Here is an 18,229-nt window from a genome sequence, read left to right as displayed (position 1 = left end):
CGCACACGCCGTCCAACGTATGTCGCGATGTATCGCGAGTGCGCTATGGTCCGGGTCCGCGGGGGAGCTGCGCCGTGTTTCGGGGCCCCCTCGGTGCCGGGTATATGCCCGTAGAGCGGCCCATATCCGGTGAAAGTAAGATTCTTCCTGGAGTTAACCCCATACCTTGGGAGTACCCAATGCCAGGCGCCATTTACGCCGAGGGGCTGGTGAAGACCTTCGGCAAGGTGAGGGCTCTGGACGGCGTCGACCTCGACGTCCCCGAAGGAACCGTCCTCGGACTGCTCGGCCCGAACGGTGCGGGCAAGACCACCGCCGTACGGGTTCTGACCACCCTCCTCCAGCCGGACCGCGGCACCGCGGTCGTCGCCGGTATCGACGTCCTCAAGCACCCCGACGAAGTACGCCGCTCCATCGGCGTGTCCGGCCAGTTCGCCGCCGTCGACGAGTATCTGACGGGCCGTGAGAACCTGACCATGGTCGGCCGGCTCTACCAGATGGGCGGGCGCGCGGCGAAGGCCAGGGCCACCGAGCTCCTGGAGCGCTTCCACCTCACCGACGCCGGCGACCGTCCGGCCAAGACCTACTCCGGCGGCATGCGGCGCCGGCTCGACCTGGCGGCCGCGCTGGTCGTCAGCCCGCCCGTGATGTTCATGGACGAGCCCACCACCGGCCTGGACCCGCGCAACCGCCAGCAGCTCTGGGAAGTCATCCAGGAACTGGTCGCCGGCGGCACGACCTTGCTCCTCACAACCCAGTACCTGGAAGAGGCCGACCACCTCGCGCACGACATCTGCGTGGTCGACCACGGCAGGGTCATCGCCCGCGGCACCTCCGACGAGCTCAAGGCGCGTACGGGCGGCGAGCGGGTGGAGGTCGTCGTGCACGCCGCCGAGCACATCGGCACGGCCGACGCGGTGCTGCGCGGCTTCGGCAAGGGCGCGAGCAAGATCGAGCAGCACACGCGAAAGATCACGGTGCCGGTGACGGGCGGCGCCAAGCTGCTCGCCGAGGTCATCCGCGAACTCGACGCACGCGGTGTCGAGATCGACGACATCGGGCTGCGCCGGCCGACCCTGGACGACGTGTTCATCTCGCTGACCGGCCACGCCGCCGAGGTGGCGGAGGGCAACGGCGAGAACGGGGGCGGCGAGGCCGGGGACGGCGGCAACGGGGCAGGCGAGGGCGGGGCCACCGCGGTCGGTGACGCGCCCGCGGCACGGCGGTCCGCCGCCGGAAAGGAGCAGACGTCATGAGCAGCGCGACCGACTCCCTGGTCCTCGCCCGGCGGAACCTGATCCGCATGAAGCGGATTCCCGAGGTGGTCCTGTTCGGCCTGGTGCAGCCGATCATGTTCGTGGTCCTCTTCACGTACGTGTTCGGCGGCTCGATCCAGGTCGGCGGCTCGCTCTCGCAGCAGACCTACCGCGAGTTCCTGATGGCGGGCATCTTCGCGCAGACCGTCACCTTCGCCACCGCCGGTGCGGGCGCGGGCATCGCCGACGACATGCACAAGGGCCTGATCGACCGGTTCCGCTCGCTGCCCATGGCGCGCGGCGCCGTCCTCACCGGCCGTACCCTCGCCGACCTCGTCCAGACGACGCTCACCCTGATCGTGCTGGCCCTCGTCGCGCTCCTCCTCGGCTGGCGCACACATGAGCACATCGGCAAGGTCGTGGCCGGATTCGCCCTGCTGCTCCTGCTCGGCTACGCGTTCTCCTGGATCGGCGCGCTGATCGGCCTGACCGTACGGACGCCGGAGGCCGCCACCTCGGGCGGGCTGATCTGGCTGTTCCCGCTGACGTTCATCTCCAACGCCTTCGTGGACTCCAACAAGCTGCCGACGGTCTTCCGGCACATCGCGGAGTGGAACCCGTTCAGCACCACGGTCCAGGCCGCCCGTGAGCTGTTCGGCAACCTGCCGCCCGGCTTCAGGACCCCGGATGCCTGGCCCATGCAGCACCCGGTCATCGCCTCGGTGCTGTGGTCGGTGCTGATCCTCGTCTTCTTCCGCACGCTCGCGGTCCGCAAGTACCGCAAGGCGGCCGGCTGACCGGAGGCCGGGGCCGGGACCGGGGGAACACGGAAACGACCGGCCCGGAGCCGCTGGGGCTCCGGGCCGGTCGTCGTCAGGCCACGGGCGGGTGCCGCCCGGTGCTCAGCCCGTGTACGGCTTGGCTTCGAGGATCTTCACCGAGGCCTTCTTGCCGTTGGGGAGCTCGTACTCGGCGGTCTCGCCGATCTTCTTGCCGTTCACTCCGGAGCCCAGCGGGGACTGCGGGGAGTAGGTCTCGATCTCCGAGCTCGCGTACTCCCGCGAGGCCAGCAGGAACGTCAGGGTGTCGTCCGGGTCTCCGTCGAACGCGATGGTGACGACCGTGCCGGGGGCCACGACACCAGTGGCGGCGGGCGCCTCGCCGACCTTCGCCGTCTCCAGCAACTGCTTGAGCTGGCGCATCCGAAGGTCCTGCTTGCCCTGCTCTTCCTTGGCCGCGTGGTACCCGGCGTTCTCCTTCAGGTCACCTTCCTCGCGGGCCGCCGCGATCTTCTCGGTGATCTCGGCGCGTGCGGGACCAGACAGGTGCTCCAGCTCGGCCTTGAGCTGGTCATACGCCTCCTGGGTCAGCCAGGTGACGTTGTCGCTGGTCTGGGTCACAGGTGCTCCTCGTCGGTGCTGGGGATAAATCAAACGCCCTACCAGGAAGGCCGCAGGCTGCGCCTCCACGGGTGGGCGAAACCACGAGCCTAACAATTCCGGCACAAAACGGGGAAGGGGAATTTCGCCGGGAACGTCATCCGGCCGGATCGTGCCCGGTCAGCGCGCCGGCCCGGACGGGCCCGGCGACACACCGGGCGGTGCGCGGTGCGGGCCTGCCGCCGGGGGGCTTGCGGGGCGGCCGCCGGAGGCGCTGGAGCCGGGTGTCGGGCGGAGGGCGGGGCGGCCGTCGGGGTGCGCCGGGGCCGGGCGTCGGGTCGAGGGCCGCGGGGCGAGCGCCGGGTCAGCCGCCGGAGGACGTGCAGCCGACCAGGACGGCGTTGGTCGCCCGCGCCGTCGTACGGATCGTGACCTCGACGTCCACCTGCTCCTTCGGAGCGTCGACGGTGACGTCCTTGCGCCCCACCTCGGCGCCGCTGTCGGCCTGCGAGCGCAGTGTGCACGTACCGGTGTCGTCCTTGCCCTTGACGACCTCCAGATGCACCTTGACGGCGCTGTCCGAGACACGGTCCCAGGTGATCACCCGGCCGCTGAGGTCCTGCCCGGAGATGTAGGAGAAACCGGACCAGCCGACCACACCGAGCAGCGCCACGCCCAGCACGGCACCGACGATCTTCAGCTTGCGGTCGGCGCGCTGGTCGGCGGAGCGGCCGTAGCGTCCGTCGGGCAGCCCTTCGCGCACCGCGCTCATGATCGCTCCTCCTGCCGGGGGCTTCGGAATTAATCGCCCCGCGCTTCGGTCACTATAGGAAACATCTTCTCCGGCCTTTCACTGAGGATCGAGTCTTGACTGAGCAGCTGCGACTGATGGCAGTCCACGCCCATCCCGACGACGAGTCGAGCAAGGGCGCGGCCACCATGGCCAAGTACGTGTCCGAGGGGGTGGACGTGCTGGTCGCCACCTGCACGGGCGGGGAGCGCGGCTCCATCCTCAACCCCAAGCTCCAGGGCGACCCGTACATCGAGGAGCACATCCACGAGGTGCGCAAGAAGGAGATGGACGAGGCCCGGGAGATCCTGGGCGTCAAGCAGGAGTGGCTGGGATTCGTCGACTCCGGGCTGCCCGAGGGCGACCCGCTGCCGCCGCTGCCCGACGGCTGCTTCGCCCTCCAGGACGTGGAGGCGGCGGCCGAGCCGCTGGTGAAGCTGATCCGCGAGTTCAAGCCGCAGGTCATCACGACCTACGACGAGAACGGCGGCTACCCGCACCCCGACCACATCATGACCCACAAGATCACGATGGTGGCCTTCGAGGCGGCCGGCGACCCGGAGAAGTACCCGGAGGCCGGCGAGCCCTGGCAGCCGCAGAAGCTCTACTACAACCAGGGCTTCAACCGGCCGCGCACCGTCGCGCTGCACGAGGCGCTGCTGGAGCGCGGCCTGGACTCCCCGTACGGGGAGTGGCTGGAGCGCTGGAAGGAGTTCGAGCGCCGCGAGCGCACGCTGACCACGTACGTGCCCTGCGCCGACTTCTTCGAGATCCGCGACAAGGCGCTGATCGCGCACGCGACGCAGATCGACCCCGACGGCGGCTGGTTCCGGGTGCCGATGGACATCCAGAAGGAGGTCTGGCCCACGGAGGAGTACGAGCTCGCCAAGTCGCTCGTCGACACGTCCCTCCCCGAGGACGACCTCTTCGCGGGCATCCGCAACAATTGACTCCATGATGAGCGCGACTAGCACCCTCGCCGTGACGCACTTCGTCACCCTTGCCGACAGCTTCGACAAGGACAAGGTGACCCCGGGCGTCCTCGGCTTCATCGTGTTCGCGGTCATCGGCGGCGCCGTATGGCTGCTGATGAAGTCCATGAACAAGCGGATGAAGAAGGTCGACTTCGAGGAGACCCCGGAGGCGCCCGGCGCCTCCGGCACGGAGGCCCCGGCCAAGGGCACCGCGAACAGCCAGGCGAAGAAGAGCCAGGTGAAGGGGCAGCCCTCGGGGAAGGCACGGCCCGAGGCGGGCTGAGCACGTCCCCGGACGCCGGGCGGGGCGGGACATCGTCCGCCGGCCCGTCCGGCGTCATCGCGAGCGGGGGCGCCTCCTCCGTCTCCGCGAGCGAAGGCACCCCCGTCACCGTGCCGAGGTGACGCCTCCGGTCACCGCGCCGAGGGAACGCCTCCGGTCACCTGTTCACTGCGCCGAGGGAACGGTCACCCCCATGACCTCGCGCGCGTGGCGGTTCGGAACCATGCCGAGCCGCCATGCCTCCCACCCCGTTTCCGGCTCGACGCCGCGCTCCAGCAGCAGCGCGAACGTCTCCGCGCAGTCCTCCAGCTTCGAGTCCCGGGTCGGGTGCCCTTCCTGCGCCAGCCGGGCCAGCTCCTCCTGCGCGACCGCCGCGCCGACCACCGAGCCGCCCGGTGAGGCGAACGGCAGCAGCGTGCAGCGCAGGAAACGGGCCCAGTCCTCGCCGCGCCGGTCCCCGTAACCGGCGAACGTCCGCGCCGCCTCGTCGGCCAGCTCCAGCGCCTGCGCCGCCCGCCCGTTGCCCGCGTCGATGATCACCAACTCCAGGCAGGACCACGCCTCCCCGTGCGGGACGCCGATCCGCTGGAAGTCCTTGCGGGCGTCCTGGAGGAGCTGCCGTGCGAAACCGCTGTTGCGCAGCGAGCCGGTCTGCGCGGCCCGCAGGTCCCGGGTGACGCGCCCCGAGTGGTGCCGGGCGCAGGCGAGGCCGTAGCCGTCCTGCATCCGGCTGAACATCGTCCGGGACCGCTCCAGGTGCCGCAGCGCCGCGTCCAGGTCGCCCTGCTCCTCCAACGCCTGGCCCAGGTAGTACAGCGTCCACGCCTCGCCGCGGGCGTCCTCGTAGCGGCGGTGCAGGGGCAGGGCCTGGCGCAGCCGGTCCACCGCCGGGTCCGGGTCGGCGTCCACCAGCCGGGCCCGCGCGAGCTGGGTCATCGCCCACGCCTCGCCGCGGTCGTCGTGCGTACGGCCGTACAGCTCCATCGCCGCGTGGAACTCGCGCTCCCCCTCCGGGACCTCGCCCATCCGCAGATACACCTGGCCGAGCTGGAAGTGCGCCCACGCCTGGCCGTGCAGGCTCTCGCTCTCCCGGTGCAGCTCCAGGGACTCGCGCAGCAGCGCCAGCGCCTCCGCCACCTGCGCGCGGTCCCGTTCCACGGCCGCCAGCGCGTGCAGCGTCCATGCCCGGTCGCCGCGCACGTCCGGGCCGGACTGCATCTCCATGGCCTCGCGCAGCTTGGCCGCGGCCTCCGTCAGATTGCCCTGCTGCTGGAGCGTGATGCCCAGGTCACGCAGGGCGCGCGCGGCGCCGACCGGGTGCTGCGCCTCGAAATACAGGTCGACCACCGAGGTCAGGGTCGTACGGGCCTTGTCCAGCTCACCGAGCTGCCGGGCCGCGATGCCGGTGCGCCACTGCACGGACCGTACGAGCAGCCCCCGGTCGGCGGCCTTGGTCAGCTCGCTCAGCTCGCCGAGGCGGTACAGGTCACCGCGCAGCAGGCAGTAGTCGGCCAGTGCGCCCAGCAGGTGCGAGACGGTCGCCTGGTCCACGTCCTGGTCGGCGTGGCGCAGCGCGGCGGTGATGAAGCTGGTCTCGTCGTCCAGCCACTGGAGCGCGGCGTCCAGCGAAGTGAAGCCGTGCGAGCCGAAGCGGTCGGCGCGGGTGGACGTCCGGCCGTCCACCAGGCGGATCACCGAGTCCGCCAGCTCCGCGTAGCTGCGGATCAGCCGCTCCTGGGCCGTACTGCGCCCGGCCGGGTCCTCCTCGTCCACCAGGCGGGCGTGCGCGAAGTGGTGGACGAGGGCGTGCAGGCGGTAGCGGTCGCCGCGCACGTGCTCGATCAGGCCCGTGGCGGCCAGGGCCGACAGTTGCCGCTCGGCCTCCGGCACGTCCACGCCCAGCAGTGCCGCCGCGGCGGCCGCCCCCAGACTGGCGCGCCCCACCAGCGCCAGCCGGCGCAGCAGTCGGCGGGCCGTCTCCGACTGGTCGCCGTAGCGCAGCCACAGCGCCGCCTCGGCCGGGGACACCCCGGGCCCGGCGGCCGGGCACCGCGCGGCGCTCTCCGCCAGGTCCGCCGCCAGCGTGGCGGGCGACCTGGGCCCCAGCGACGAACCGGCCACCCGCAGCGCCAGCGGCAGCCCTGCGCAAAGCTGCGCGATCCGCTCCACGGACTGGTGGTCGTACGGTCCGGTCTCGCCCTCGGACTCGTCGGCCGCGGCCCGCAGCAGCTCCTCGGTGCCCGCCGAGTCCAGCGCGCCCACCGGTAGCTGGTGCACCCACGCCTGGAGATCGCCGGGCAGGTCCATCGGCTCGCGGGTCGTCACCAGCACCAGGCTGTCGGAGCGGTCCGGCACCAGCAGGCGCACCTGCTCCGGGTCAGAGGCGTCGTCCAGCAGGACCGTGACGGGCAGGCCCGTCAGATGCTTGTGGTACAGCTCCGTGAGCCGCTTGACGTGCTGCTCCTGGGAGGGCCGCTCACGGAAGAGAAGCTGCTCGCGCGGCGCGCCGAGCCGGTTGAGCAGGTGCAGCAGCGCGTCCCGTGTCGGCAGCGGCGTCTCGCCCGGGGTGTCCCCGCGCAGATCCACCACGCACGCGCCGCGGAACTGGTCCCGAAGCTGGTGTGCGGCCCGCACCGCCAGTGCCGTACGTCCCGAGCCGGGCTCGCCGTGCAGCACCACGACCGTCGGCCGGGTCTCCGTGCTCGCCCGGGCCGCGTGCACCCACTGCGCGATCTGCGCCAGATGCGCCCGCCGCCCCGCGAACAACTGCTCCGGCTGCGGCAAGTGCGCGAACGACTGCTCCAGCACGGACCGCTGGCGGGCCGCCGCGCTGCGGTCCGCGCCGCGCAACTGCGGCACCCGGCTGCCGCGGGAGGCGGCGGGCGTGCCGGAGGAGCTGCCGCGCGTCGCCGCCGTCAGCATCCGCTGCTGGTCCAGGAACGGCCGGATACCGCGCACCTCCAGCGCGGTCAGCCACTGCAACCGCAGTTGCTCGGGCCCGCCCGGCTGGCCGCGCATCCCCGCCTGCCGGTGGGCCGCCGGCCAGTGCCCCGCCGTCAGCTTCACGACCGTCGCCGCGGCGCCCGCCGCCGCCACCGAGACACCGACGCCGAGGGCCGTACCAGGACCCGTCCCGAACGCGAGGTCCGTGCCGAAGGCGGCGACCGCCGCGACCGCCGTGGCCACCGCGGGGGTGCTCAGCTCCTTGCGCGACAGCCGCGCGGACAGCGGGCGCTGCCCGGCCGCGGACTCGTCCAGCGCGTGTACGTACGCGCCGTACTCCTCGGACGCCGCACCGGCCATGTCGTCCAGCACCGCACGCGCCCGGGCCAGCAGCACGCCCCGGTCCAGCGTCCCGCCCGAACGCCGGACCTCCTCCTCGACGGCCCGCGCCAACAGCCCGTCCGCTTCCGCCCGGTGACGGTCGCGCAGCACAGCCGGTGAGCCCGCCATGCCTTCCCCCTCCTGCAGTTCCCAGCGTCCCGGCAGGTCCCGGTGCTCCCGGCCACCCCCGGCCTCCCACCGCTCCCCGACAGCCGGTGCAGCACACCCGCCCCGGCCCGCGGTGATCGGTTTCCGTACCCACAGTGTTCCGCTTCCGCGCGAAATCCGGCAGGCCTGTGGATAACTCCCCCCGCGGGCCCTGGGCTATCCACCGCGGGGCATTTCGTCTGCGTGGGCAGGCCAGTGGCGCAGAGGTATAGGGACAGCTATACGTGTTCAGCGAGTGCGGGTGGGAGGTCTTCCTCGTCTTCACCTCAATTCGTGGCGCAGCAACCTCTTGCTGATCACGGGCGACAAGTCGGGCCGATGGTCCGAGTGGTACGACGAAGCGATCCCCCTGGCCGAGCAGCGCTGCAAGACCTACGTGAGCGACCGGGGGAAGAAGGCGGACGACCGTGAGTGGATACACGCGTTGGCAGGACATCCGCGCCGGGCACGTCGCGCGCGCCGGTGGCGAGGACGCCGTGCGGGCGGGCAAAGAGGAGCCGCTGGCGGAGACGACGGGGCGCCGACTGGCGGAACTGCGGCGGGCCCGTGGGCTGACCAGCAGGAGGTGGCCGACCGTACGGGCGTCACCAAGCGGCGGGTGTCACAGATCGAGCGCGGACACATCTCCGGCCAGGACGTCCACGCCCGCTTCGCCGTCGCGCTCGGCGGCCGGCTGCACCAGGCCACCTACTTCGACGACGGGGACATCGCGGTGATCGCCTGAGCCGGTGAGCACGCCGTCCCGGCCTCGTGGGAGACGCCATGAAAGCCTTGCGCGACACGCCCGTCCGGGGCAGCCGGATGCGGCGTCGTGTCACTGGCGCCGGCGCACTCGCTGACCCCGCATCCAGGCATGAGGGAAGGGTTTCCAGCGCTTCAGGCGGATCCCAGGTCAATGGCCACGGAGAAGGGAACGGCAGTCTCGATCGCGCCAGTGAACATCTCACCGTCCCTGTAAACCTTGGTGGCGGGGTCGAGAACGTAGGTGTAGGTGATGGGGACACCGGTGGCGGCCTGTTCGACACGCCAGTAGAAGGGGATGCCGGCCTTGGCGTACTGGTCCACCTTCACGATCAGGTCCGTGGTCTCCGAACCGGGCGACACGACCTCGACCACCAGGAGTACGTGTTCGGGGCGGGTGGGCGTGAGGTCGATGGTCTCCGCCCGGCAGACGATGACGTCCGGACGGCGGTTGGTGAGGGGAACGTCCTGCAAGCGGACATCGAAGTCCGTGTCGGCGTTCCACTCGGAGCCCGCGGCGGCGTCCAGGGCATTGGCCAGGAGCCGGGCCAGCCTGTTATGGCGCTTGGAGGCGCTCGGGCTCACGACGACCATTCCGTCCACGATCTCGATGCCCGCACACTGTTCCTCGGACCACGAGTCGTACTGCTCCGCGCTGATCTGGGTGTGCATCCACGTGGGCACCACCATCTCGGCGGTCATGGTGCCTCCTTCGAGGAGCCTCGACAGTTCACGCGCTGCTGGGTTCAGCCTACTGTTCCGCTTGCCGTGGATACCGTCGCCGACGGCCGTGCTTCCGGCTCCGCCAGATGGGGCGGGCGCTGTGAGAGGCTGGTCCGCATGAACCGGTTGGCTGGCGTGACCTCGCCTTATCTGCTTCAGCACGCGGACAATCCGGTCGACTGGTGGCCCTGGACGCCGGAGGCTTTCGAGGAAGCGAAGCGGCGTGATGTGCCCGTGCTGCTGTCGGTCGGCTACTCCGCGTGCCACTGGTGCCACGTGATGGCGCACGAGAGTTTCGAGGACGCGGCGGTCGCCGCCGTGGTCAACGAGCACTTCGTACCGGTGAAGGTGGACCGCGAGGAGCGGCCCGATGTGGACGCCGTCTACATGGAGGCCGTGCAGGCCGCCACCGGGCAGGGCGGCTGGCCGATGACCGTCTTCCTGACGCCCGAGGGTGAGCCGTTCTACTTCGGTACGTATTTTCCGCCCGCGCCGCGCCACGGTATGCCCTCCTTCACGCAGGTTCTCCAGGGTGTGCGGAGCGCCTGGACGGACCGCCGGGACGAGGTGGGCGAGGTCGCCGGGCGGATCGTCGCCGACCTGTCCGCCCGGTCGCTCTCCGCGTCGCTGGCCAAGGGGGAGCCGGTGCCGCCGGGCCCGGAGGACCTGGCCTCCGCGCTGCTCACGCTGACCCGCGACTTCGACGCCGTGCACGGCGGTTTCGGCGGCGCGCCCAAGTTCCCGCCGTCCATGGCGCTGGAATTCCTGCTGCGCCACCACGCCCGTACGCGGTCCGAGGCAGCCTTGCAGATGGTGCAGGCGACGGCGGAGGCGATGGCCCGCGGCGGGATCTACGACCAGCTCGGCGGCGGCTTCGCGCGCTACGCGGTGGACGAGACCTGGACCGTGCCGCACTTCGAGAAGATGCTGTACGACAACGCGCTGCTGTGCCGTACGTACGCGCACCTGTGGCGCGCCACCGGGTCGGACCTGGCCCGCCGTGTCGCCGTCGAGACCGCCGAGTTCATGGTGCGGGAACTCCGTACGGAGCAGGGCGGGTTCGCCTCCGCGCTGGACGCCGACTCCGACGACGGCAGCGGCCGGCACGTCGAAGGCGCGTACTACGTGTGGACGCCGGAGCAGTTGCGCGACGTCCTGGGGGAGAAGGACGCCGGGATCGCCGCGCACTACTTCGGTGTGACGCAGGAGGGAACCTTCGAGGAGGGCGCCTCCGTCCTGCAACTGCCCGACACCGACGACCTGGTGGACGCGGCGCGGATCGCGGGCATCAAGGAGCGGCTGCGCGCGGCCCGGGACGCCCGGCCGCGCCCCGGGCGGGACGACAAGGTCGTCGCCGCCTGGAACGGCCTGGCCGTCGCTGCCCTCGCCGAGACCGGCGCCTACTTCGACCGCCCGGACCTGGTGCAGGCCGCCACGGACGCCGCCGACCTGCTCGTCCGCGTCCACATGGACTGGCAGGCGCGGCTGCACCGCACCTCGCGGGACGGCGTCGCGGGCGCCAACGCCGGTGTCCTGGAGGACTACGCGGACGTCGCCGAGGGCTTCGTCGCACTCTCCTCGGTCACCGGGGAGGGCGTCTGGGTGGAGTTCGCCGGCCTCTTCCTGGACACCGTGCTCGTGCACTTCACCGCCGAGAACGGCACGCTCTACGACACCGCCGACGACGCCGAGCAGTTGATCCGCCGCCCGCAGGACCCCACGGACAACGCCACGCCCTCCGGATGGACCGCGGCCGCCGGCGCGCTCCTGGCGTACGCGGCGCTGACCGGCAGCGCACCGCACCGGGACGCCGCCGAGCGCGCCCTCGGCGTCGTCAAGGCGCTGAGCGGCCGGGCACCGCGCTTCATCGGGTGGGGGCTGGCCGTCGCCGAGGCCGCGCTGGACGGGCCGCGCGAGGTCGCGGTGGTCGGTCCGGACGGCGACCCGGCCACCCGTGCGCTGCACCGCGCCGCCCTGCTGGGCACCGCGCCCGGCGCGGTGGTCGCCCTCGGGGAGCCGGGGTCGGAGGAGGTGCCGCTGCTGAAGGACCGTCCGCTGGCCGACGGCCGGGCCGCCGCGTACGTCTGCCGCCACTTCACGTGCGAGCGCCCGACGACCGACCCCGAGGAGCTGGGGGAGAAGCTCAGCGGCGGGTGAGGGAGGGCGGGCAGGGGCCGGTCCCCTGGTCCCGCCCCGCTCCGTCCGAAGTCCTAGGCCGCAAAGCGGGCTTGAACTTCACGCGGGCGTCAACTTTTAGCGTGACGGCATGACGAACCGCACGAACCGCACCGGTGGCGGCCTGCCCGCCACCCACCACGAAGTCCGCCTCACCGGCCGCCCGCGGGGCCCGCTCACCGACGACCTGTTCGAGGTCGTCGAGGTGCCGGTGCCCGAGCCGAAGTCCGGGCAGGTGCTCGTACGCAACACCACCATGGCCGTCGCCGCCGTCATGCGGACGCTCATGGACGAGGACACCACGGTCCCGATGCCGTCCTTCGTGCCGGGCGAGGCGCTGTACGGGGCGGCCGTCGGCGAGGTGGTGGACGCGCCCGGCACCGACTTCGCCCCCGGTGACCTGGTGGAGCACAACTTCGGCTGGCGGGAGTACGCCCTGGTGGACGCCGCCGAGGTGCACCGCAGGGACCGTGACCTGATGCCCGACCCGGCCGCCTACCTGTCGCAGGGCCCGACCGCCTACATGGGTGTCGTCCGGGGCGCCGAGGTGCGGCCGGGGGACACGGTGTTCGTGTCCGGCGCGGCCGGCGGGGTCGGGTCGCTGGCCGGCCAGATCGCCCGGCTGCGCGGCGCCGGGCGGGTCATCGGCAGTACGGGATCGCAGCGCAAGGCCGATCACCTGGTCGACGAGTTGGGGTACGACGCGGCGGTGATCCGCGGCGCCGGGCCGTTCGAGGAGCAGTTGCGCAAGGCCGCTCCGGAGGGCGTCGACGCGGTCTTCGACAACGTGGGCGGCGAGCAGTTGCAGGCCGCCATCGCGCTCGCCAACCGCGGTGCCCGTATCGCGCTCGTCGGCGCGCTCTCCAACCAGCTCTCCGGTTCCGGCACGTCCACCACCGAGGTCGACACGCTGTCCCTGGTGGCGCGCGGCATCACCCTGCGCGGCGTCGCGCTCTACGACCACCCCGACCTGATCGGCGAGTGGAACGAGCAGTTCGGGCGCGGCCTCCGGGACGGCACCCTCACCTTCCCGCACGCGCGGTTGCAGGGCATCCAGGAGGCGCCGCGAGCCCTGCGGGAGCTGATCGAGGGGCGGCACCTGGGGGCGGTGCTCGTGGAGTTGTGAGGGGAGCCGCGAGCGGTCTTCCCGTGGCGCGGGCCCGTCGGTGTGCTCCCGGCCGACGACGTACGGTCTGAGTGAGTCGACGTACGCAGCGGGGCACACCGACCGGGCCCCGGCGGGGGAGGACCGGATGCGCATCGGGGACGCCGCGGCCGCGGCGGGCATGACGGCCAGGGCACTGCGCTACTACGAGGAGCACGGGCTGGTGATCGCCCGGCGTACGCCGTCGGGGCACCGGGTGTACGAGCCGGAGGACGTACGCAAGCTCCGCACGGTGCGGGAACTGCTCGACGCCGGGCTGACGGTGGGCGACATCCAGTCCTTCGCGCCGCTCCTCGACGCGTTGCCGCCCGACGGCATTCCGGAGCTGTTCTTCGTACAGGAGGGGGCACGGGACGGTGACGGGGGAAGCGCGGCGGGCGGCGCGGCGGATCCCGGGCCGGAGCAGCACTGCCGTACGGCGACGGAGGTGGCCCGCCGTCGGCTGGCCGACCTGGACGCCCGGATCGAGCGGCTGACGCGGTTGCGCGGGCGGCTGGCCCGGCGGCTGGGGGAGCCGGCCAGGGAGCCGGGGCGGGTGGCGCCGTACGGGAGAGCCTTACGGGAGTGAGGCGGGCCGGACGGAGGCTGGGGCGGGCGCTTCTGTCGGGGGGCGGAGGTCGGGGTGCGTGGTGCCGTCGGGGGCGGGCGGGGACCGGGGCGTGTCTTTCCGTCGAGGGGCGGGCGGGGCGCGTGTTCACAACGTGAGGCCCCGGCCGAGTACGTCCATCGACCGGCCGATGAGGGTGCCGAGATCGTCCTGCTGCCCGTCCGCCACCCAGAGCAGCAGCGCCTCCTGGAGCCCGGCCAGAATCGCCGTGGAGATCACCCGGACCTCCAGGTCGTCGGCGGAGCGACCGGTCCGCTCCGCCAGTACCGCGCTGATCATGGCGCTGTCCCGTACGGCGTTCTCCGCCGTACGGCCGCGGATCGCGGGCACCTCGCGGATGAGCCGGGCGCGCTGGACCAGTTCGGCGTGCTCCTCGGCCGGGAGCCGCCGCAGTGCCTCGACGGCCACGTGCCGCATCGACTCGGCCATCGGCTCGTCGGCGGGCCTGGCCCGCAGCTCCGCCTCCAGGAGCGGGAGGTACTCGTCGGTGAGGACGATGTCCTCCCGGGTGGGGAAGTAGCGGAAGACCGTGCTGGGGGAGACGTCGGCGGCCTCGGCGATCCGGTCGACGGAGGCCGCCTCGTACCCCTGCTCCGCGAAGAGCCGGTAGGCGGCCCGGCGGATCGCCTGCCGGGTCTGGATCTTCTTCCGTTCCCGCAGCCCGATCTTGGGAGTGCCGGGCTGAGCGGCGGTCTTCTGTGCGGAGGCCATGAGCGCCATTGTCCGGCGGTGCGGGCCGCTTCCGCACGCAGGAGGGTGTCGGTCGTCGGTGTTCCTTGATATGCCCTTGTCTGTCAGTGGTGTGTGTAACGCTTCAGCGAGGGCAAGGTCACCGTCAGTGATGCTTGGAGGGGGTGTGGCGGGTATGCGTACTGCGATTGATGTGTTCGCCGTGTTCGCGGCAGCGCTGTGCGTCGGAGGGTTCCTCGTCGGCGGCACGACCGCGGTGGTCGCGCTGGTGCTGGCCGGAGTGGCGGCCCTGACGTGGCAGGTGGCCGCGGCGTCGAGGCCGCGGCCACGTACGGGCGCGGGGGGCGCGCGCCGGCGGAGCGGGGAGGCCGGCGCGAAGGACGGCGGTGCGGGTGTTCCCGGTGTTCCCGGTGGCGCGGGTGCCGCGCCGGGCACCTCAGGCGTGCGAATAGGCCACCAATGAGATGCCGACGTAGTGCACCGCGAACGCCGCCAGCGTGAGGGAGTGGAAGACCTCGTGGAAACCGAACCACCGCGGTGAGGGGTTGGGGCGCTTGATGCCGTAGATGATGCCGCCCGCGCTGTAGAGGACGCCGCCGACGATGACGAGGACGAGGACGGCGACGCCGCCCTTGTGCAGGAAGTCGGGCAGGAAGAAGACGGCCGCCCAGCCCATAGCGATGTAGCAGGGGGTGTAGAGCCAGCGCGGCGCGCCCACCCAGAAGACGCGGAAGGCGATGCCGGCGAGGGCGGCCGCCCAGACGGCCCACAGGAGCGCCTGGCCCCGGCCGCCGGGGACGAGCAGCATGGTCAGCGGGGTGTAGGTGCCCGCGATGATCAGGAAAATATTGGCGTGATCCAGTCGCCGTAGCACGGCTTCGGTGCGCGGACCCCAATTTCCACGGTGGTACAGGGCGCTGATCCCGAAGAGCAGGCACGCGGAGAGGGTGTAGACGGCGCAGGCGATCCGGCCGCGGGTGCTGTCGGCCAGGGCCGTGAGCACCACACCGGAGACGAGGGCGGCGGGAAACATCCCCGCGTGCAGCCAGCCCCGCAGCTTGGGCTTGAGCGGCGCGGCCTTCGCGGCGACCGCGGATACTGCGTCGGCGGCCGCGCTGGTGACGGAGGAAGAGCGGCTTTCGGCGGCGTCGGGCGCGGAAGTCATGGCCGCAATGCTACCTACGCAACCGTAGGTTACAGATCGGTCCGGAAGTGGTGACGGTCACGAGAACCCCCTCTGGACAGATGCCCATGAGGATCGGATGATCAAATGAGTGCGGTCGGCACCGGATGAGCGGTCGCGAAGCATCCGGGTCGCAGCCCCCAAGGGGCAGGCATCTTCAGAAGCGGGCTCTGCCGGCGTGTACGCGGACAGTGGTCCGTCCAAAACCCTCATCTAGGAGCGATCGTGGCGCGCGACAACGCGGCTCCCTCCCCCGTACCGACCAACCACCAGGAACTGATCTCCTGGGTCGACGAGATCGCAGCCGTCACCGAGCCGGACCGCGTCGTGTGGTGCGACGGCTCGGAGGCGGAGTACGAGCGCCTGTGCGAGGAGCTCGTCGCGAAGGGCACCTTCACGAAGCTGGACCCGGTCAAGCGCCCCAACTCCTACTACGCCGCTTCCGACCCCTCGGACGTCGCCCGGGTCGAGGACCGCACCTTCATCTGCTCCGAGAAGGAGGAGGACGCCGGTCCGACCAACCACTGGAAGGCCCCGGCGGAGATGCGCGACATCTTCACCGGTGAGCAGGGCGTCTTCCGTGGCGCGATGCGCGGCCGGACGATGTACGTCGTCCCGTTCTGCATGGGCCCGCTCGGCTCGCCGCTCTCCGCGCTCGGCGTGGAGATCACCGACTCGGCGTACGTCGCCGTCTCGATGCGCACCATGACCCGGATGGGCCAGGCCGTCCTGGACGAGCTGGGCGAGGACGGCTTCTTCGTCAAGGCCGTGCACACCCTCGGCGCCCCGCTCGCCGAAGGCGAGGCCGACGTGCCGTGGCCGTGCAACTCCACGAAGTACATCTCGCACTTCCCCGAGGACCGCGAGATCTGGTCGTTCGGCTCCGGCTACGGCGGCAACGCCCTGCTGGGCAAGAAGTGTTACGCGCTGCGCATCGCCTCCGTCATGGCGCGCGACGAGGGCTGGCTGGCCGAGCACATGCTCATCCTCAAGCTCACCCCGCCGCAGGGTGAGGCCAAGTACGTCGCCGCGGCCTTCCCGAGCGCCTGCGGCAAGACCAACCTCGCGATGCTGGAGCCCACGATCTCCGGCTGGACGGTCGAGACCATCGGCGACGACATCGCCTGGATGCGGTTCGGTGAGGACGGCCGGCTGTACGCGATCAACCCCGAGGCCGGCTTCTTCGGCGTCGCGCCCGGCACCGGTGAGCACACCAACGCCAACGCCATGAAGACCATGTGGGGCAACTCGGTCTTCACCAACGTCGCACTGACCGACGACGGCGACGTGTGGTGGGAGGGCATGACCGAGGAGCTGCCCGCCCACCTGACCGACTGGAAGGGCAACGACTGGACGCCGGAGTCCGGCACCCCGGCGGCCCACCCCAACGCCCGCTTCACCGTTCCGGCCGGCCAGTGCCCGATCATCGCGCCCGAGTGGGAGGACCCCAAGGGCGTGCCGATCTCGGCGATCCTCTTCGGCGGCCGCCGCGCCAGCGCCGTACCGCTGGTGACCGAGTCGCTGACCTGGCAGCACGGTGTCTTCCTCGGCGCGAACGTGGCGAGCGAGAAGACCGCCGCCGCCGAGGGCAAGGTCGGCGAGCTGCGCCGCGACCCGTTCGCCATGCTGCCGTTCTGCGGCTACAACATGGGCGACTACATGGGCCACTGGATCAAGGTCGGCGCCGACAAGGACCAGGCCAAGCTGCCGAAGATCTACTACGTCAACTGGTTCCGCAAGGACGAGTCGGGCCGCTTCGTGTGGCCGGGCTTCGGCGAGAACAGCCGGGTGCTCAAGTGGATCGTCGAGCGCCTGGACGGCAAGGCCGGGGGCGTCGAGACGCCCATCGGTGTGCTGCCGACGAAGGAGTCGCTGGACACCGACGGCCTCGGCCTGGACGACGCCGGACTGGACTTCCTGCTCTCCGTCGACAAGGACGTGTGGCGCGAGGAGGCGGCACTCATCCCCGACCACCTGAACACCTTCGGCGACCACACGCCGAAGGAGCTGTGGGACGAGTACCACGCGCTCGTACGCCGACTGGGCTAGTACGGGAACGGCCCGGTACGGACCGGGCCCCACGGTCGACGGCCGGGGTCACGTGCACGAACACGTGACCCCGGCCGTCTCGTTTCGGCGGCTGGCGGCCCGCCGCCGTCACGCCCGTACCCGGCTCGGGCCCGTACCCGTACCCGGCTCGGGCCCGTACCCGGCTCGGGCCGGCTGGGATCGGGCCGGCTCAGGCCGTGGCCAGCTCCGGCACCGCCCCATCGGCCTCACGGGCCTCATGGATCTCCATACGCTCCGCCGCGAGCGCGGCGGCAGCGGCGTCGGCCCGCGAGGTGGCGACGGCCAGGGCGCTCCCGGCCAGCATCCGGGCCCGCCGGTGCAGCCGGGGCGCGCGGGCCGGGTCGCCGCCGCCGGTCGGCGCGGCACGCAGCGGGTGGACCCCGCCGCGCAGCCGCGTCACCTGCTCGGCGATGCGCTCGGCGGCGTCGTCCAGGGCGGGGTCGGCAACGGTGGCGCGCAGCTCGTCGGTGACGGTGAGCAGCGCGGTCAGATGACCGGCGAGCCGGATGTCCAGTTCCTCCGTGCGGGAACGGTGCGGGACCTCCTGGTCGACGGCCATGGAGTGGACCGACTTGGTGCGGATCGGTTCGTACATGGGACGGCCTCCTGGCAACGCTCAACGGCTAGGAGACCATCCTAGCTTAGACAGTGTCTAAAGTTGTGATCCGTACAGTCCGCGTACGGGTGACATTCCCCGGGGC

General features: G+C 71.7%; 16 protein-coding genes. 9 read left to right on the top strand and 7 right to left on the bottom strand.

What is annotated here, in order from left to right; genetic code table 11:
- The first annotated feature begins 179 nt into the window (after positions 1–179).
- Positions 180–1,256 carry an ATP-binding cassette domain-containing protein gene (locus AB0A97_RS39380; RefSeq protein WP_361160193.1) on the top strand — a complete coding sequence of 359 codons (1,077 nt, stop codon included), beginning with the start codon at positions 180–182 and terminating at the stop codon, positions 1,254–1,256.
- Positions 1,253–2,053 carry an ABC transporter permease gene (locus AB0A97_RS39375; RefSeq protein ID WP_361160190.1) on the top strand — a complete coding sequence of 267 codons (801 nt, stop codon included), beginning with the start codon at positions 1,253–1,255 and terminating at the stop codon, positions 2,051–2,053. Before AB0A97_RS39380 ends, AB0A97_RS39375 begins: the two co-directional genes overlap by 4 nt.
- Positions 2,054–2,158: 105 nt before the next feature.
- Here AB0A97_RS39375 and greA read toward each other — a convergent pair whose 3' ends face one another.
- Both greA and AB0A97_RS39365 read right to left on the bottom strand, forming a co-directional pair.
- Positions 2,159–2,656, bottom strand: coding sequence for a transcription elongation factor GreA (gene greA / locus AB0A97_RS39370; RefSeq protein WP_361160187.1), 498 nt, complete (start codon positions 2,654–2,656; stop codon positions 2,159–2,161).
- A gap of 343 nt (positions 2,657–2,999) precedes the next feature.
- Positions 3,000–3,407 carry a DUF4307 domain-containing protein gene (locus AB0A97_RS39365; protein WP_361160184.1) on the bottom strand — a complete coding sequence of 136 codons (408 nt, stop codon included), beginning with the start codon at positions 3,405–3,407 and terminating at the stop codon, positions 3,000–3,002.
- A gap of 95 nt (positions 3,408–3,502) precedes the next feature.
- Here AB0A97_RS39365 and mca point away from each other — a divergent pair, with 95 nt between their 5' ends.
- Positions 3,503–4,375, top strand: coding sequence for a mycothiol conjugate amidase Mca (mca, locus tag AB0A97_RS39360; RefSeq protein ID WP_361160181.1), 873 nt, complete (start codon positions 3,503–3,505; stop codon positions 4,373–4,375).
- A gap of 4 nt (positions 4,376–4,379) precedes the next feature.
- Positions 4,380–4,682 (top strand): hypothetical protein, encoded by a 303-nt coding sequence (locus tag AB0A97_RS39355; RefSeq protein WP_361160178.1) that lies wholly within the window; start codon positions 4,380–4,382, stop codon positions 4,680–4,682.
- Between the two features lie 165 nt (positions 4,683–4,847).
- Here the strand turns inward: AB0A97_RS39355 and AB0A97_RS39350 are convergent, their stop codons facing one another.
- Positions 4,848–8,135 (bottom strand): tetratricopeptide repeat protein, encoded by a 3,288-nt coding sequence (locus AB0A97_RS39350; RefSeq protein ID WP_361160175.1) that lies wholly within the window; start codon positions 8,133–8,135, stop codon positions 4,848–4,850.
- Positions 8,136–8,739: 604 nt separating this feature from the next.
- Between AB0A97_RS39350 and AB0A97_RS39345 the strand changes: the two genes are divergently transcribed.
- A complete protein-coding gene (locus AB0A97_RS39345; protein WP_361160171.1) occupies positions 8,740–8,898 on the top strand; it encodes a hypothetical protein in 159 nt (52 codons plus the stop codon).
- 152 nt (positions 8,899–9,050) lie between these two features.
- Here the strand turns inward: AB0A97_RS39345 and AB0A97_RS39340 are convergent, their stop codons facing one another.
- A complete protein-coding gene (locus tag AB0A97_RS39340; RefSeq protein WP_361160168.1) occupies positions 9,051–9,617 on the bottom strand; it encodes a Uma2 family endonuclease in 567 nt (188 codons plus the stop codon).
- 138 nt (positions 9,618–9,755) lie between these two features.
- Between AB0A97_RS39340 and AB0A97_RS39335 the strand changes: the two genes are divergently transcribed.
- The 3 genes from AB0A97_RS39335 to AB0A97_RS39325 all read left to right on the top strand — a co-directional run bounded on the left by AB0A97_RS39335 (position 9,756) and on the right by AB0A97_RS39325 (position 13,546).
- On the top strand, positions 9,756–11,795 hold the full coding sequence (locus tag AB0A97_RS39335; RefSeq protein ID WP_361160165.1) for a thioredoxin domain-containing protein: 2,040 nt from the start codon (positions 9,756–9,758) through the stop codon (positions 11,793–11,795).
- Positions 11,796–11,904: 109 nt separating this feature from the next.
- Positions 11,905–12,939: an NADP-dependent oxidoreductase gene (locus tag AB0A97_RS39330; RefSeq protein WP_361160162.1), complete on the top strand. Its 1,035-nt coding sequence runs from the start codon at positions 11,905–11,907 to the stop codon at positions 12,937–12,939.
- A gap of 127 nt (positions 12,940–13,066) precedes the next feature.
- Entirely contained in the window at positions 13,067–13,546 is a 480-nt protein-coding gene (locus AB0A97_RS39325) for a MerR family transcriptional regulator (RefSeq protein WP_361160160.1), read from the top strand.
- A 126-nt stretch (positions 13,547–13,672) separates the two neighbouring features.
- Here AB0A97_RS39325 and AB0A97_RS39320 read toward each other — a convergent pair whose 3' ends face one another.
- Together AB0A97_RS39320 and AB0A97_RS39315 are read right to left on the bottom strand one after the other, a co-directional pair.
- The gene (locus AB0A97_RS39320; RefSeq protein ID WP_361160157.1) at positions 13,673–14,305 is read right to left on the bottom strand and encodes a TetR family transcriptional regulator; all 633 of its coding nucleotides are present in this window, start codon (positions 14,303–14,305) and stop codon (positions 13,673–13,675) included.
- A gap of 406 nt (positions 14,306–14,711) precedes the next feature.
- Positions 14,712–15,440, bottom strand: a complete 729-nt coding sequence (locus tag AB0A97_RS39315) for a hemolysin III family protein (RefSeq protein ID WP_361160154.1) — start codon at positions 15,438–15,440, stop codon at positions 14,712–14,714.
- A gap of 243 nt (positions 15,441–15,683) precedes the next feature.
- On the opposite strand from AB0A97_RS39315, the gene AB0A97_RS39310 reads away from it, so the two are divergent.
- Positions 15,684–17,507: a phosphoenolpyruvate carboxykinase (GTP) gene (locus AB0A97_RS39310; RefSeq protein ID WP_361160152.1), complete on the top strand. Its 1,824-nt coding sequence runs from the start codon at positions 15,684–15,686 to the stop codon at positions 17,505–17,507.
- Between the two features lie 190 nt (positions 17,508–17,697).
- On the opposite strand, the gene AB0A97_RS39305 is transcribed toward AB0A97_RS39310, so the two are convergent.
- Positions 17,698–18,123, bottom strand: a complete 426-nt coding sequence (locus tag AB0A97_RS39305; RefSeq protein WP_361160149.1) for a hypothetical protein — start codon at positions 18,121–18,123, stop codon at positions 17,698–17,700.
- Positions 18,124–18,229 lie beyond the last annotated feature (106 nt).

Origin of the sequence: Streptomyces sp. NPDC045470, from assembly GCF_040646595.1 — a bacterium.
GTDB lineage: Bacteria > Actinomycetota > Actinomycetes > Streptomycetales > Streptomycetaceae > Streptomyces.
Note: the sequence above shows the minus strand (reverse complement) of the source record. Positions and strands in the feature narration are given on the sequence as shown.

Excerpts from the sequence above, each read along its gene's own strand:
- AB0A97_RS39365 (WP_361160184.1), bottom strand. The coding sequence starts at position 3,407 with ATGAGCGCGGTGCGCGAAGGGCTGCCCGACGGACGCTACGGCCGCTCC.
- AB0A97_RS39340 (WP_361160168.1), bottom strand. The coding sequence starts at position 9,617 with ATGACCGCCGAGATGGTGGTGCCCACGTGGATGCACACCCAGATCAGC.
- AB0A97_RS39380 (WP_361160193.1), top strand. The coding sequence starts at position 180 with ATGCCAGGCGCCATTTACGCCGAGGGGCTGGTGAAGACCTTCGGCAAG.
- AB0A97_RS39315 (WP_361160154.1), bottom strand. The coding sequence starts at position 15,440 with ATGACTTCCGCGCCCGACGCCGCCGAAAGCCGCTCTTCCTCCGTCACC.
- AB0A97_RS39375 (WP_361160190.1), top strand. The coding sequence starts at position 1,253 with ATGAGCAGCGCGACCGACTCCCTGGTCCTCGCCCGGCGGAACCTGATC.
- AB0A97_RS39305 (WP_361160149.1), bottom strand. The coding sequence starts at position 18,123 with ATGTACGAACCGATCCGCACCAAGTCGGTCCACTCCATGGCCGTCGAC.
- AB0A97_RS39330 (WP_361160162.1), top strand. The coding sequence starts at position 11,905 with ATGACGAACCGCACGAACCGCACCGGTGGCGGCCTGCCCGCCACCCAC.
- AB0A97_RS39325 (WP_361160160.1), top strand. The coding sequence starts at position 13,067 with ATGCGCATCGGGGACGCCGCGGCCGCGGCGGGCATGACGGCCAGGGCA.
- AB0A97_RS39320 (WP_361160157.1), bottom strand. The coding sequence starts at position 14,305 with ATGGCGCTCATGGCCTCCGCACAGAAGACCGCCGCTCAGCCCGGCACT.
- AB0A97_RS39350 (WP_361160175.1), bottom strand. The coding sequence starts at position 8,135 with ATGGCGGGCTCACCGGCTGTGCTGCGCGACCGTCACCGGGCGGAAGCG.
- AB0A97_RS39355 (WP_361160178.1), top strand. The coding sequence starts at position 4,380 with ATGATGAGCGCGACTAGCACCCTCGCCGTGACGCACTTCGTCACCCTT.
- AB0A97_RS39335 (WP_361160165.1), top strand. The coding sequence starts at position 9,756 with ATGAACCGGTTGGCTGGCGTGACCTCGCCTTATCTGCTTCAGCACGCG.